Genomic DNA, 14,345 nt, shown 5'->3' with positions numbered 1-14,345 from the left:
ACCTTCAGGCAGATTTGGCGCGAAACGATAGAGCTTTCGCGGTCGGTGCCCCTACCGTCCGTCCATGCCCAAGAGATCGTCCAGCGTGGTGGGCCGCGAGTTCGGCAACGGCGTCCGAGCCGCCATCGAGAGCACCGGCCTGACCCAGCGCCAGCTCGCCGAGGAGCTCGGCTGGCAGGAGGCCAAGTTGTCCGACATGCTCGCCGGTAAGGGCGGCGTCAACGAGTCCGAGGTGCGCGAACTTCTCGCCTACTGCCGCACACCGCTAGAGGAACGCGAACGGCTGATCGAGCTGTTCCGCGAGCAGGGGAACGTCTTCCTGCAGGTTCCCGACGAAGGCGTGCCGGACCAGGTCCGCACGCTGATCAACCAGGAGAAGGAAGCCACCGAGATCATCGCCTGGTCGATGATCCTCGTCCCCGGCCTGCTCCAGATCTTCGAGTACATCGCTGCCGTGACCGCGAAGGCGCGGACGGTCTCGCCGGAGAACCTGGCGGCGACCGTCGCCGCGAGGGCCGCCCGGACGGAGATCCTCGAATACAGCAGGACCTTCACGTTCTACGTGCACGAGCAGGCGCTGTGGCTGCCGGTCGGCGGCGAAGAGGTGTGGCGCGAGCAGCTCGCCCACCTGCTGCGGTTGTCGGTCCGGAAGTACATCAGCATCCGGATCGTTCCCCGATCGGTCGGCATGCACGCCGGTGTGTCCGGCGACTTCCGGCTGATGAAGTTCCCGAAGTACCCGCCGGTCGTCTACGTCGAGAGCGTCAAGTGCTGCCTGTTCTTCGACGACAAGGACACCGTCGAGGTCTACGAGAACATCCTGAAGGACCTCGCTGCCGTCGCCCTGGATGAGGAAGAATCGAGGGCGGTGATCAACAGCATCTTGGAGGGCCTCCCATGACCAACTGGCGCAAGAGCAGCCACAGCGGCGACGGCGACAACTGCGTCGAGGTCGGCCACGGTGTCGGCATCCGCGACAGCAAGGCGCCGGCCACGCACATCACCCTCTCCCCCGAAGCCTGGTCGGCGTTCCTGAAGGTCGTTCGGGCGCGGTGACGCAAAAACGCCGGCCACGCTGCTGCGTGACCGGCGTTCGTGCTGTTGCTGGTGGTCAGCCGACCTCGGCCATGACCTCGTCCGACACGTCGAAGTTCGCGAAGACGTTCTGCACGTCGTCGCAGTCCTCCAGCGCGTCGATCAGCTTGAAGATCTTCTTGGCGCCCTCGGCCTCGAGCTGCACCGACACCGACGGCATGAAGCTCGACTCGGCCGACTCGTAGTCGATGCCCGCCTCCTGCAGCGCCTTGCGCACCGGGATCAGGTCGCCGGCCTCGGACACGACCTCGAAGGCCTCGCCCAGGTCGTTGACCTCCTCGGCGCCGGCTTCCAGCACCGCCAGCATGACGTCGTCCTCGTTCGTGCCCGCCTTCGGCACGATCACGACGCCCTTGCGGCTGAACATGTACGACACCGAGCCGGGGTCGGCCATCGAACCGCCGTTGCGGGTCATGGCCGTGCGGACCTCGGTGGCGGCGCGGTTGCGGTTGTCCGTGAGGCACTCGATGAGCACCGCGACACCGTTGGGCCCGTAGCCCTCGTACATGATCGTCTGCCAGTCGGCGCCGCCTGCCTCCTCGCCACCGCCGCGCTTGCGTGCGCGCTCGATGTTGTCCAGCGGCACCGAGTTCTTGCGGGCCTTCTGGATCGCGTCGAACAGCGTCGGGTTGCCGTCGGGGTCGCCGCCGCCCGTGCGGGCCGCCACCTCGATGTTCTTGATCAGCCGCGCGAAGAGCTTGCCGCGCTTGGCGTCAATGGCGGCCTTCTTGTGCTTGGTGGTCGCCCACTTGGAGTGGCCGCTCATTTCTCCTCCGTCGAACCGCGAACCATGTCAACGAACAGTCGGTGAACACGCTCGTCACCCGTGAGCTCCGGGTGGAACGCCGTCGCCAGCACGTTGCCCTGCCTGACCGCGACGATCCTACCGGCGGCGTCTCCCGCCTCAGCCGTAACAGGCACCGTAGCGAGAACCTCGACCTCGCCGCTCACCGCCTCCACCCAAGGTGCTCGGATGAACACGGCGTGCACACTCTCCCCGGCCAGGTCGAGGTCGGTCTCGAACGAGTCGACCTGCCTGCCGAACGCGTTGCGCCGGACCGTGACGGCCAGGCCGCCGAGCTGCTCCTGGTCCTCCCGGCCGTCCAGCACCGTCTCGGCCAGCAGGATCATGCCCGCGCACGACCCGTAGGCGGGGAACCCTGCCTTGATCTTGGCCCGCAGCGGCTCCAGCAGCTCGAAGTTCACCAGGAGCTTGCTCATGGTCGTCGACTCGCCGCCGGGGATGACGATGCCGTCGAGCTCGTCCAGCTCCTCGGCGCGTCGGACGGGGCGTGCGGTGACATCGCACTTCGCGAGCGACACGAGGTGTTCCTGGACGTCGCCCTGGAGGGCTAGCACGCCGATGACGGGTGGGGCAGCAACCATGCTCACCAGCATATTCGAGGTCCACGACCCCGCTGCGCAGCCCTCCGGGCGACGCCAAGTCAGTCGACGGTGACGAGTTCCTCCTGCCGCACCTCACGCGACTTCACGAAACGCCACCCGAGGAACAACACCAGCGCCAGCACCGGGATCGACCAGAACGCGATCCTCTCCGCCTGGCCTTCGGAGAAGGCCATCTGCCCGATCACCAGCGCGAGGAACGCGAGCGTGAGCCACGAGGTGTACGGGGCACCCGGCATCCGGTACGACGGCCGCTCGATCTCGCCCCGCAGGGCCTTCTGCCGCAGCTTCATCTGGCAGATGATCAGCGTGGCCCACGTCGAGACGACGCCCAGCGACGCGATGGCGATCGCGATGTCGAACGCGTCCTTGGGCACGATGTAGTTGAGCACCACACCGGCCAGGTACGCGGCTCCGGTGAACAGGATGCCGCCGTAGGGCACGTGCCGGGAGTTCATCCTCCCGGTGATCGCGGGCGCTTCGCCCTTCTGCGCCAGCGACCTCAGGATGCGGCCGGTCGAGTACAGGCCCGAGTTGCAGGACGACAGCGCGGCCGTCAGCACCACGGCGTTCATGATGTCGCCGACGGCCGGGATCCCCAGCGCCGAGAACACCGTGACGAACGGCGACTCGGTGCCGGTGTAGTGGTCCCACGGCAGCAACATCGTCAGCAGCAGCACCGAACCGACGTAGAAGATCGCGATCCGGTAGACCACGCCGTTGATGGCGCGCGGCATGATCTTCTCGGGGTCCTTGGTCTCGCCCGCCGCGATGCCGACGAGCTCGATCGCCGAGTACGCGAAGATGACCGCCTGCAACGTCATCAGCGCGATGCCGAAGCCGGCCGGGAAGAGTCCGCCGTGGCCCAGGGTGTTCGAGACCGACGCCGTGGTGCCGCCGACGTCCGCGTTGCCGATGACCAGGCCGGCGCCCACGACCAGGAAGACCACGATCGCGGTCACCTTGATGACGGAGAACCAGAACTCCAGCTCACCGAAGAGCTTGACGGACAGCATGTTGATGGCGACGAGCACGACCAGTGCGACCAGCGCGGTGATCCACTGCGGCAGGTCCGGGAACCACTTGTGCATGTAGATCGCGACGGCGGTGATCTCGGCGATGCCGGTCATCGCCCAGTTGACCCAGTACATCCAGCCCGAGGTGAAGCCCGCCCACGGGCCGATGAACTCGCGGGCGTACTCCACGAAGCTGCCGGAGACCGGGCGGTGCAGCACCAGTTCACCCAGAGCCCGCATGACGAAGAAGGCAGCGAGGCCGCACACGGCGTAGGCGAGGATCAGCGACGGCCCCGCTGTGGCGAGGCGTCCGCCCGCACCCAGGAAAAGGCCGACGCCGATCGCGCCGCCGATTGCGATCATCTGCACCTGGCGCTTGCTCAGCGCCTTGGTGTAGCCGTCCGCATCAGTTTCCACAGAACTCACGAGGAGGTTCCTTCCGAAACGGAAAAATGCTCGCGTCGGAACCTCCCGCGCCCCGACGCGCTGATTCGGGGAACCCTAGCGAGTGGCGGTCATCACCAAGAAATCAGTTGGGGAAGACTTAACGTAAGCGACGTCACAGAGCGCTGCGTTCAGGTCGTCCCAAATGTCCTCGACGTGCTCGAGCCCCACGGAAATGCGCAGCAAATTGTCCGGAACGCCAGAAGCACGCAGTTCTTCTCCGGGTACCAGGCGGTGAGTCAAAGCCGAGGGGTGCTCGATGAGGGTGTCGACCGAACCCAATGAGACGGCCGGCGTGATGAGCTTGAGCCGCCGCACCACCTCGACGGGATCGCCGTGGACACCGAACGCGATCATCGCGCCGGTTCCGCGCATCTGCCGTGACCTGGACGGGTAGCGCACGAACTCCACGGCGTCGTGCTCGGCCAGCCGGGAGGCCAGCACTGCAGCAGAACGCGAAGCCGCCTCGACGCGCAACGGCAGGGTGGCCAGCCCGCGGTGCAGCAGGTAGCCGCCCAGGGGGTGCAGGACGGCGCCCGTGATGATCCTGACCTGCCGCAACGCCGCCGCGAGCGACTCGGAGCAGGCCACGACGCCGCCGAGCACGTCCCCGTGTCCGCCGAGGTACTTGGTGCCGGAGTGCAGCACGTACGAGGCGCCGTGCAACGCCGGGTTCTGCAGGATCGGCGTCGCGAAGGTGTTGTCGACCATCACCGGCACGGAGCCGGCCTGGCGCACGACGTGCTCGATGTCGACGAGGTCCAGGTTCGGGTTGGCGGGGGTCTCGACGACCACGAGCCCGGTGTCCGCCCGGATCGCGGAGGACACCAGGCCCGCTTCGACGTACGTGGTCGTGACGCCCAGGAGACCGGACGACAGCAGGTGGTCGGTGCCGCCGTACAACGGCCGCACGGCTACGACGTGCGGCTTTCCCGCCATCACGCAGGCGGCCTGGACCACGGCGGTCACCGCGGCCATGCCGCTGCCGAACGCCACGGACGTCTCGGTGTGCTCGAGAGCCGCGAGCGCCTGCTCGAACCGGGCCACCGTCGGGTTGTGCAACCGCGCGTAGACCGGCGAGGCGGCCCGTGCGGCACCAGTGGCCCACTCACCCAGCGCTTCCCCGCCGAGCGCCTGGTCAGGCACGGGGTAGGTGGTGGACAGGTCGATGGGGGGAGCGTGCACGCCGAGCTCCGCGAGGTCGTCGCGGCCGCCGTGCACTGCGATGGTCTCGATGCGCGTCATGGCCCGAATGGTGGAGACTTCCTCGGCAGAGTGGGCGCAAGACCGCAGCTGATTCGGTGGAACGGAGAAGAGCCGTGCTGGATTCGATCGACGAGGCCATCGTGCGGGAGCTGCGGAAGGACGCGCGGCTGCAGAACAAGGACCTGGCCGAACGCGTCAACGTGGCGCAGTCCACGGCCGTGGTCCGGCACCGGGCGCTGCGGGAGCGCGGCGTGATCACCGGCTACCACGCCGAGATCGACCCGAACGCGGTCGGGCAGCACGTCCAGGCGATGCTCGCGGTGAAGATCCGTCCGCACACCAAGGAGATCGTCGACCCGTTCATGGCTTACGTGCTGTCGCTCCCCGAAACGCTCGCGCTCTCACACGTGACAGGTCCAGAAGATTTCCTGGTGCACGTCGCAGTATCCGACGTCGGTCATCTCCAACGACTCGTGCTCGACAAGTTCACGAGCCGCAGAGAGGTGACAGAGGTTCATACGAACCTGCTTTTCTCACACGTCAGGAAGCATTGATCGATTCTTCAGGCCACGCCGACAAGCCTTAGTCCCGCCGTGGTCACCGCGGCCAGCACGATGACGGCGACGAATGGCAGTTTCCGCCACGCCGCGAGACCACCGACCGCGACTCCGACGGCGAGCGCCCAGCCACCGAACTGCTTGCCGTTCGTCAATGCCGAGACCGCCACCAATGCGAGCAGCAACACCGTCGCGGACGCCGACATCAGTTCGCGGACTTTCTCGGGCAGGGTGACGCGGTCGCGCAACAGCGGCCCGGCGAGCCGGATCGCGAAGGTGCCGGCGGCCAGGATCAGGACCGCGGTGACGGGCACGGCTCCTCCTTCTTCTTGGTGGTGCGGAATGCGAACAGTCCGGCCAACGCGAGCAGCACCGGCACACCCGCGGGCAGGAACGGCGTCGTGGCGAGCGCGATCGCCGCACCCACGAGCGCCGCGTTGCGCGTGGCCGCGTCCTTGAGCGCCGGCAGCGTGAGCGCCAGCAGGGCCGCCGGGAACGCCGCGTCCAGCCCGAACGTCATCGGGTCTCCGATCGCCTGCCCCACGAGCGCACCGATGAGCACGCCCGTGTTCCAGCTGAAGAACAACGACACGCCGCAAGCCCAGTAGGCAGCACGCGCTCTCGCGGGATCCTTCTGCGCCATGGCGAACGCCGTGGACTCGTCGATCAGCAGATGACTGCCGACGATCCGGGCGAGCGGGCTCTTGCCCAGCACGTCCCCGACCGCCAGCCCGAACGGCAGGTGCCGCATGTTGAGCACGAGCCCGGCCAGCACCGCCGCGGCAGGGCTGCCACCAGCGGCGACAACACCGACGGCCATGAACTGCGAGCCGCCCGCGAAGATCAGCAGTGACATCAGCACCGGCATCCACCACGGCAAGCTGGAGCCCACCGAGATCGCACCGAACGACGCACCGGTCACCGCGGCACCGAGTGCGACCGCGGCAACGTCACGCAGGAGCACAGCATCAAGAGTTCGCCAAATCGAACGCACCACCCATTAAGATGAACACCTGGGATCGGTGTTCGTCAAGACGAACGGATGGACTTCTGTGTCGAACGCACCACTCGACCTGATCGCGGCCAACCTCCGCCGCGAGCGCGACCGCACCGGCATGTCGCTCTCCGAGGTCGCCAAGAAGGCCGGCGTGGCCAAGTCGACGCTCTCGCAACTGGAGTCCGGCGCCGGAAACCCCAGCGTGGAAACCCTGTGGGCCCTCGGCGTAGCGCTGGGCGTCCCGTTCAGCCGTCTCGTCGAACCCGCCGTACCGCGCGTGCGGGTGATCCGCGCGGGCGAGGGCCCGGTCATCCACTCGGAGCGCGCGCACTACTCGGCAACGCTGCTGGCAGCCTGCCGTCCGGGCACCAAGCACGACATCTACTGGCTGGCCCTCGAACCGGGCGGCGCCCGCGAGTCGCTGCCGCACGTGCCGGGCAGCATCGAGCACATGATCGTGGCGACCGGCCGTTGCCTCGCGGGCCTCGCCGACGACCCGGTCGAGCTGGGGCCTGGTGACTACATCGTCTATCCCGGCGACCTCGCGCACATCTGCAAGGCGCTGGAGCCGGGCACGACCGCGATGATGGTCATGGAGCACACGGTCTAGCCGACCTGGTGCCGCAGCCGGGGTTCGGCAAGCGCGGGTTCACCGTCGACGACCTCACCGGCGCATGCGGCACACCAATGCCGGTGCAGCGATGCCGCACCGAGCCAGTCGGGCGTCACGAGATCCCAGCGAAACAGCGCGGCCACCACGCCAACGAGAAACGGGCCGGCTCGCCCACGCGACCCGACCCGTTCCTTCCCACTCAAACCTATAGCAGAAGGGGGGCCTTGCCACAAGACCCCAGTCATCGTTCACACTCATCGCCTCAGCCAGAACACAGGCGCACTGGGGAGCACGTGGGTTACGAAGAAGAACTGCAGTCCGAGCGTGAATACGTGGCCGACCTCTACGCGCGGCTCGACGGGGAACGCGCGCGCGTGAAAGCCGCGTACTTGGCAGCGCTGGGTGGTACCGGCGAGACCGCGATGGACCGTGACAACGAGGTGCGCGCCCGGCACCGCGAGATGAAGCGCCTCAACGTGGCCGACTACGGCCTGTGCTTCGGCCGGCTGGACAGCGTCGACGGCGAACGCTCCTACATCGGGCGCATCGGGCTGTTCGACGAGGAGAACGAGTTCGAGCCGGCGTTGCTCGACTGGCGGGCACCTGCGGCGCGGCCGTTCTACACCGCCACCGGGGCCACGCCCGAGGGCATGCTCCGGCGCCGTCAGTTCCTCACGCGCCGCCGTGCCCTGGCCGGGTTCACCGACGAGGTGTTCGGCAAGCTCGGCGAGGAGCAGGGGGACGTGGCCCTGCTGGAGGCGTTGAACGCGCCGCGCGGCGACGGCATGCGCGACATCGTCGCGACCATCCAGTCCGAACAGGACGCGATCATCCGGCTCGACCACCCCGGCGTGCTGGTGATCGAGGGCGGCCCCGGTACCGGCAAGACGGTCGTGGCGCTGCACCGCGTCGCGTACCTGATGTACACGCAACGAGAGCGCATGGAACGGCACGGCGTGCTCGTCGTCGGCCCGAACCCCGCGTTCCTCAACCACATCAGCCGCGTGCTGCCGTCGCTGGGCGAGTCGGACGTCGTGTTCTCGACCGCGGGCAGCCTGCTGCCGGGTCTGCTCGCGACCGCCGAGGACTCTCCGGACGTGGCGCGGACCAAGGGTTCGCGCGCGATGGTCGGCGTGCTGAAGGCGGCCATCGCCGCCCGGCAGCGCGTTCCCGAGGAGCCGATCCCGATCGGCGTGAAGGACGTCGTCGTCCACATCGGCGCGGACGTCGCCGAGTGGGCCCGGCAGGAGGCGCGTGACAGCGGCCTGCCGCACAACGAGGCCCGCGCGGTGTTCCGCGAGATCGTCACGTACGTCCTCACCGAGCGGGCGATCGGCCGCATCGGCAAGGGCTGGATGTCCCGGTCGGACAAGCAGGCCTGGGAGGACATGCGCTCCGGCCTGGTCAAGGACCTCGCCGACGACGAGAGCTTCGTCGCGGCGCTGGACTTCCTGTGGCCGATCATGACGCCGTTCGAGCTGCTGGGCGAGCTGTACTCGTCGGCGGAGGCGCTCGCGGCGGCGGGCGCGGACCCGTCGCTCCTGCGCGCCGAGGGCGAGCCGTGGACGGTCTCGGACGTGCCGTTGCTCGACGAGCTGCACGACCTGCTGGGCAAGGACGGCACCGAGCAGGCCGACGACCAGGCCGCGGCGGCGGAACGCCGGGCCGAGGCCCGGTACGCGGCCGAGGTGCTCGACAGCATGGTCGGCCGCTTCGACCACATGGACGACGAGGACCACCTCTTCGCCTCGGACATGTTGTTCGCCGAGGACCTGGCCGAGCGCTTCGAGGACCACGACCAGCGCACGCTCGCGGAACGCGCGCTGGCCGACCGCGCCTGGACCTACCGGCACGTGGTGGTGGACGAGGCACAGGAACTGTCCGAAATGGACTGGCGCGTGCTGATGCGCCGCTGTCCGGGCCGTTCCTTCACGGTGGTGGGCGACCTGGCGCAGCGTCGTGCGGCGGCGGGCGCCACGTCGTGGGGTCAGATGCTCGACCCGTACGTGCCGGGCCGCTGGGAGTACCGCTCGCTGACGGTCAACTACCGCACGCCGGCGGAGATCATGGCCGTCGCGGCACGGGTGCTGGCCGAGTTCGCGCCGGACGTGAAGGCGCCGGACTCCGTGCGCGCCAACGGTGTCCAGCCGTGGTCGCGGCTGGTGACCGAGGACGAGCTGGCCGGCGCCATCGAGGAGTTCGCCAAGCAGGAGGCGGAGTTCGAGGGGACGAGCGTGGTGATCGGGCCGCCCGGCGTGCCCGGCACGGTGCCCGCCTCGGAGACCAAGGGCCTGGAGTACGACTCGGTGCTCGTCGTTGCGCCGGAACGGATCCTGGCCGGCGGGCCGCGCGGTGCGGCGGAGCTCTACGTGGCGCTCACCCGTGCCACGCAACGGCTCGGCGTGCTGCACCACGAGGCGTTGCCGGCCGCGTTGTCCGGGCTCACCGAGACGGTGCGCACATGACCCGATAGGCGGTCCGGGCAAGGCCCGCACCGCCCTAGGATGGGCGGAAGTCTGGGGGGACTGCTCGCGTCGGCCAGACGATCACATCCGCGTCCGAGCCGCACCGGGGGCATTCCATGACGACTCCGTCCATCCCTCCGCCCCACAGCCACCCGGCCTCCGCTGTTCCCGCACCGAGGACCTCTCGCGTCGGCCTGGTGATCGTGGGCGTCCTCGGCGTCCTGTTGCTCACGATGCTGTCCGCCGTCTTCTTCCTGGTCCCGGGAGACAGCACCCCGAGCACGGCGGTCGGCGACTGCGTGAAGCTGACGGGCGTGGAGACCAACTTGAAGTACGAGAAGGTCTCCTGCGACGGCAGGCTGCACAACTACACCGTGAGCAAGGTGCTCGGCCTTCTGGACGACCGGTGCGGCGACGACCCGGGCGCGTACGCGACCTACAACAACGACAAGGGCTTCAACGGCGAGCAGCTGTGCCTGATCCCGGTGTTCTTCGACGGCGAGTGCTACGACTTCACGCTCTCCAGGCACACCGCCGAGAACCCCGTGGTGGACTGCGGCGCGACCATGGCGGTCAAGGTGAGGGTGCTCACGAACACCGTGGACGAGGCGGCGTGCGGCGCGGACCCGGTGAAGGCGTTGGCGTACCGGGAAACGAAGACCACGTACTGCTTCGACCTGCCGTCATAGGAACGGAGAAGGGCGCGCCCCACGCGGGGACGCGCCCTTCTCCGTTCGTTCCTGGGACCTACCAGCCGCGCTCGGCGAGGCGGTGCGGCTCCGGGATCTCGTCGACGTTGATGCCGACCATGGCCTCACCCAGGCCGCGCGACACCTTCGCGATGACGTCGGGGTCGTCGTGGAAGGTGGTGGCCTTCACGATGGCCTCGGCGCGCTGGGCCGGGTTGCCGGACTTGAAGATGCCGGAACCGACGAACACGCCCTCGGCGCCGAGCTGCATCATCATCGCGGCGTCGGCCGGGGTGGCGATGCCGCCCGCGGTGAACAGCACGACGGGGAGCTTGCCGTTCTGCGCGATCTCCTTGACCAGCTCGTACGGCGCCTGGAGCTCCTTGGCGGCGACGTAGAGCTCGTCCTCGGGGAGGTTCTGCAGGCGGCGGATCTCCTGGCGGATCTTGCGCATGTGCGTGGTGGCGTTCGAGACGTCACCGGTGCCGGCCTCGCCCTTGGAGCGGATCATGGCCGCGCCCTCGGTGATGCGGCGCAGGGCCTCGCCCAGGTTCGTCGCGCCACAGACGAAGGGGACGGTGAACGCCCACTTGTCGATGTGGTTGGCGTAGTCGGCCGGGGTCAGCACCTCGGACTCGTCGATGTAGTCGACACCGAGCGACGCGAGGACCTGGGCCTCGACGAAGTGGCCGATGCGGGCCTTCGCCATGACCGGGATCGAGACGGCGTTGATGATCCCGTCGATCAGGTCGGGGTCGCTCATGCGCGCGACGCCGCCCTGGGAGCGGATGTCGGCGGGCACGCGCTCGAGGGCCATGACGGCGACGGCGCCCGCGTCCTCCGCGATCTTCGCCTGGGTGGCGTCGACCACGTCCATGATCACGCCGCCCTTGAGCATCTCGGCCATGCCGCGCTTGACGCGGGCGGTACCCGTGACCTGATCAGTGCTCACCGGGGCAACCTTTCACGAGGGGAACTCTTGGTGAACTCACCGTACGTCCGCTGTGGCCCCCTCGCCCAAGCCACTGGCGCCCCGATCCAGAAGGCCACTTTCCGATCAACCGCAGGTCGTGAGCCCCATCACTGGCGCAAGTCTGTGAAACGTGTTCGCGAGCTGGCGGGCATCCGATCGGGCCTGCGGGGTTGTCCCGGAAGGTGAACGGGTGTGAGATCGAACACTACGACTTGACGGAGGTCGCCATGGGAAGCAAGCACTCCGACAACGGCACATCGGCAGGCGCGGTCGCTGTGGACGACCCGGCCAAGGTCCGCAACGTCGTGCTCGTGGGGCCCTCCGGGGCGGGCAAGACGACGCTCACCGAGGCCCTGCTCGCCGCCACCGGCGTCCTGACCCGCGCGGGGTCGGTCACCGAGGGCACCACGGTGTGCGACCACGACCCGGCGGCCGTGCGACAACAACGGTCGGTAGGCCTCGCCGTGGCTCCGATCCAGCACGGGGACATCAAGATCAACCTGATCGACACCCCCGGATACGTCGACTTCGTGGGTGAGCTCAGGGCAGGACTTCGGGCCGCGGACGCGGCCCTTTTTGTTGTCAACGCTTTCGAAGGCGTCGACGCGGCCACCATCTCGTTGTGGGAGGAATGCGCTCTCGTCGGTATGCCTCGCGCCGTCGTCATCACACGCACCGACCACCACCGTGCGAACTTCGTCAACGAGGTCATCGAGTGCCAGGCGGCGTTCGGCGCGGGCGTTGTGCCGTTGTACATGCAGGAGGGCGACGCACTCGTCGGGCTGCTGACGTCCGGTGAGGACTACCCGGACGAACGCGCGGCGTTGATCGAGGGAATCATCGCCGAGAGCGAGGACGAGACCCTCATGGACCGCTACCTGGCGGGCGAGGAGATCGACCAGGACACGCTGATCGCCGATCTGGAGACCGCCGTCTCGCGCGGCTCGTTCCACCCCGTGATGCCCGTGTGCGCCGCGACCGGCATGGGCCTGGTGGAACTGATGGACGGCATCGCGCGCGCGTTCCCGTCACCGCTGGAGCACGAACTTCCGTCCGTGACGTCGGTGGACGGCATCCCGCAGCCCCGCATGGCCGCCGACCCGGACGGGCCACTCGTCGCCGAGGTGGTCCGCACCGCAGTGGACTCCTACGTCGGCCGCGTGTCGTTGGTCCGTGTCTTCTCCGGCACTTTGCGCCCCGAACGCCCCGTGCACGTCTCCGGTCACGGCATGGCCGACCGCGGCCACGAGGACCACGACGCCGACGAACGCGTGGCCCACATCTACTCGCCGCTCGGCTCGTCCCTGCGCGAGGTCCCCTACTGCGTCGCCGGCGACCTGTGCGCGTTGACGAAGCTGACGACCGCCGAGACCGGCGACACCGTGTCCGCGCCCGAACAGCCGCTGCTCATGGCGCCGTGGAACATGCCGGAACCGTTGCTGCCCATCGCTGTCGTGCCGCGCACCCGCAGCGACGAGGACAACCTGGCCCGCAACATGAGCCGCCTCGTCGCGAGCGACCCGACGCTGCGCCTGGACCGCAACGCCGAGACGCACCAGATGGTCCTGTGGTGCATGGGCGAGGCGCACGCCGACGTCGTCCTGGCCAGGCTGAGGGCCGGCGGCGCGGAGATCGACACCGAACCGGTGCGCGTCGCGTTCCGCGAAACCTTTGCCGGGCCCGCGAAAGGCCACGGCCGGCACGTGAAGCAATCTGGAGGTCATGGCCAGTACGCGGTGTGCGACATCGTGGTCGAACCGCTCCCCCGCGGCGCCGGCTTCGAGTTCGTGGACAAGATCGTCGGTGGCTCGGTCCCCCACCAGTTCATCCCCTCCGTCGAAAAGGGTGTGCGCGCACAGCTGGAGCGAGGCCTGCACGACGGCACCCCTGTCGTCGACGTGCGGGTGACGCTCGTGGACGGCAAGGCGCACTCCGTCGACTCGTCGGACGCGGCCTTCCAGACCGCCGGCGCGCTGGCGCTGAAGGAGGCCGCGTCCGCTGCCCGCACCCAGCTGCTGGAGCCCATGGACGAGGTCACGATCCGCTTGCCCGACGAACACCTCGGCACCGTGCTGGGCGATCTGTCCGGACGGCGCGGACGGGTGCTCGGAACCGAGGCGGACGAGGGCGGGCGCACGGTGATCCGCGCCGAGGTGCCGTCGTCCGAGCTGCTGCGGTACGCGATCGAACTGCGGTCGCTGACGTCGGGGACCGGCACGTTCACCCGCCACTTCTCCCGCTACGACCCGCTGCCGGAGGCGCTGGCGGCGCGCGCCAGCAAGTAGGCCCGGTCGCTCGCGTGCTCGACACGCGGATTCGGGGCGCGATCGAGGCGGGCCGTCACCGTGAGGCCCGCCTCCGCCAGCGCACGCGTCTCCTCGCCGGGGTCGAGGAAGTGGAAGGTCAGGTCGACCTCGCTGTCCCACCACCGCGTCAGGGTCTTCTCCTGGCCCGTCGGCGTCTCCGCGTCGCGCACGTGGAACGCGACGAGTGCCTGCCCGTCAGGCCGTAGCACCCGTGCGAACTCGGCGTAGGCCTGCGCGCGTTGCCCCGCGTCGAGGTGGATGACCGCGTACAGGCAGACGAGCGCGGAGACCGAACGGGTTCGCACGGGCAGCGCTGTCATGTCGCCGGCGCAGGTGGGCACGTCGGCGTGCGCGCACATCCGCGGTGACAGGTCGACGCCGACGACGGGCACTCGTCCGGCCAGGTAGGCCGCGACGTGACCCGGCCCGCAGCCGACGTCCAGGACCAGGCCGTCCGCCGACTCCGCGACGGCGTCGAGCAGGGCGCGGTCCAGCGGCTTCCCCGCGAGCTCGCCGCTCAGTTCGACCGCGTAGCGCGCGGCCACGCGGTCGTACGAGCGGCGAGTGCTCACCGCACCAG

General features: G+C 68.8%; 16 protein-coding genes. 7 read left to right on the top strand and 9 right to left on the bottom strand.

Features of this window, described 5'->3' with window-relative positions:
- Positions 1-64: 64 nt before the first annotated feature.
- Positions 65-901 (top strand): helix-turn-helix domain-containing protein, encoded by an 837-nt coding sequence (locus DFR72_RS25605; protein ID WP_090066992.1) that lies wholly within the window; start codon positions 65-67, stop codon positions 899-901.
- Positions 898-1,056, top strand: a complete 159-nt coding sequence (locus tag DFR72_RS25600; RefSeq protein WP_090066991.1) for a DUF397 domain-containing protein — start codon at positions 898-900, stop codon at positions 1,054-1,056. The genes DFR72_RS25605 and DFR72_RS25600 overlap by 4 nt, the downstream gene beginning before the upstream one ends.
- 55 nt (positions 1,057-1,111) lie before the next feature.
- Here DFR72_RS25600 and DFR72_RS25595 read toward each other — a convergent pair whose 3' ends face one another.
- From DFR72_RS25595 to DFR72_RS25580, 4 genes are all read right to left on the bottom strand, one after another.
- A complete protein-coding gene (locus DFR72_RS25595) occupies positions 1,112-1,861 on the bottom strand; it encodes a YebC/PmpR family DNA-binding transcriptional regulator (RefSeq protein ID WP_090012872.1) in 750 nt (249 codons plus the stop codon).
- Complete coding sequence (gene pdxT / locus DFR72_RS25590; RefSeq protein WP_090067112.1) at positions 1,858-2,481, bottom strand: pyridoxal 5'-phosphate synthase glutaminase subunit PdxT; 624 nt, start codon at positions 2,479-2,481, stop codon at positions 1,858-1,860. The genes DFR72_RS25595 and pdxT overlap by 4 nt, the downstream gene beginning before the upstream one ends.
- Positions 2,482-2,540: 59 nt before the next feature.
- The gene (locus tag DFR72_RS25585; protein ID WP_245983520.1) at positions 2,541-3,878 is read right to left on the bottom strand and encodes an amino acid permease; all 1,338 of its coding nucleotides are present in this window, start codon (positions 3,876-3,878) and stop codon (positions 2,541-2,543) included.
- Positions 3,879-4,016: 138 nt separating this feature from the next.
- Positions 4,017-5,204 carry a trans-sulfuration enzyme family protein gene (locus tag DFR72_RS25580; protein WP_090066989.1) on the bottom strand — a complete coding sequence of 396 codons (1,188 nt, stop codon included), beginning with the start codon at positions 5,202-5,204 and terminating at the stop codon, positions 4,017-4,019.
- 74 nt (positions 5,205-5,278) lie between these two features.
- On the opposite strand from DFR72_RS25580, the gene DFR72_RS25575 reads away from it, so the two are divergent.
- On the top strand, positions 5,279-5,719 hold the full coding sequence (locus DFR72_RS25575) for an Lrp/AsnC family transcriptional regulator (RefSeq protein ID WP_090066988.1): 441 nt from the start codon (positions 5,279-5,281) through the stop codon (positions 5,717-5,719).
- Between the two features lie 8 nt (positions 5,720-5,727).
- Here DFR72_RS25575 and DFR72_RS25570 read toward each other — a convergent pair whose 3' ends face one another.
- Together DFR72_RS25570 and DFR72_RS25565 are read right to left on the bottom strand one after the other, a co-directional pair.
- Complete coding sequence (locus DFR72_RS25570) at positions 5,728-6,036, bottom strand: AzlD domain-containing protein (RefSeq protein ID WP_090066987.1); 309 nt, start codon at positions 6,034-6,036, stop codon at positions 5,728-5,730.
- A complete protein-coding gene (locus DFR72_RS25565; RefSeq protein WP_090067111.1) occupies positions 6,015-6,716 on the bottom strand; it encodes an AzlC family ABC transporter permease in 702 nt (233 codons plus the stop codon). Before DFR72_RS25565 ends, DFR72_RS25570 begins: the two co-directional genes overlap by 22 nt.
- A gap of 58 nt (positions 6,717-6,774) precedes the next feature.
- Between DFR72_RS25565 and DFR72_RS25560 the strand changes: the two genes are divergently transcribed.
- Positions 6,775-7,329: a helix-turn-helix domain-containing protein gene (locus tag DFR72_RS25560; protein WP_245983486.1), complete on the top strand. Its 555-nt coding sequence runs from the start codon at positions 6,775-6,777 to the stop codon at positions 7,327-7,329.
- Here DFR72_RS25560 and DFR72_RS45675 read toward each other — a convergent pair.
- Positions 7,326-7,475: a hypothetical protein gene (locus DFR72_RS45675; RefSeq protein ID WP_170176389.1), complete on the bottom strand. Its 150-nt coding sequence runs from the start codon at positions 7,473-7,475 to the stop codon at positions 7,326-7,328. The two genes, DFR72_RS25560 and DFR72_RS45675, sit on opposite strands and share 4 nt — an antisense overlap.
- Before the next feature lie 150 nt (positions 7,476-7,625).
- On the opposite strand from DFR72_RS45675, the gene helR reads away from it, so the two are divergent.
- Positions 7,626-9,797 (top strand): RNA polymerase recycling motor ATPase HelR, encoded by a 2,172-nt coding sequence (gene helR, locus DFR72_RS25555; RefSeq protein WP_245983485.1) that lies wholly within the window; start codon positions 7,626-7,628, stop codon positions 9,795-9,797.
- Between the two features lie 116 nt (positions 9,798-9,913).
- A complete protein-coding gene (locus DFR72_RS25550) occupies positions 9,914-10,486 on the top strand; it encodes an LppU/SCO3897 family protein (RefSeq protein WP_143086776.1) in 573 nt (190 codons plus the stop codon).
- 58 nt (positions 10,487-10,544) lie between these two features.
- Here DFR72_RS25550 and pdxS read toward each other — a convergent pair whose 3' ends face one another.
- Positions 10,545-11,438 carry a pyridoxal 5'-phosphate synthase lyase subunit PdxS gene (gene pdxS, locus DFR72_RS25545; protein ID WP_090066984.1) on the bottom strand — a complete coding sequence of 298 codons (894 nt, stop codon included), beginning with the start codon at positions 11,436-11,438 and terminating at the stop codon, positions 10,545-10,547.
- A 248-nt stretch (positions 11,439-11,686) separates the two neighbouring features.
- Here pdxS and DFR72_RS25540 point away from each other — a divergent pair, with 248 nt between their 5' ends.
- Complete coding sequence (locus DFR72_RS25540) at positions 11,687-13,744, top strand: elongation factor G-like protein EF-G2 (protein ID WP_090067109.1); 2,058 nt, start codon at positions 11,687-11,689, stop codon at positions 13,742-13,744.
- On the opposite strand, the gene DFR72_RS25535 is transcribed toward DFR72_RS25540, so the two are convergent.
- Entirely contained in the window at positions 13,699-14,337 is a 639-nt protein-coding gene (locus tag DFR72_RS25535) for a class I SAM-dependent methyltransferase (protein ID WP_090066983.1), read from the bottom strand. The genes DFR72_RS25540 and DFR72_RS25535 overlap by 46 nt on opposite strands.
- Positions 14,338-14,345 lie beyond the last annotated feature (8 nt).

It is taken from the genome of Lentzea flaviverrucosa, assembly GCF_003350445.1.
GTDB lineage: Bacteria > Actinomycetota > Actinomycetes > Mycobacteriales > Pseudonocardiaceae > Lentzea > Lentzea californiensis.
Note: the sequence above shows the minus strand (reverse complement) of the source record. Positions and strands in the feature narration are given on the sequence as shown.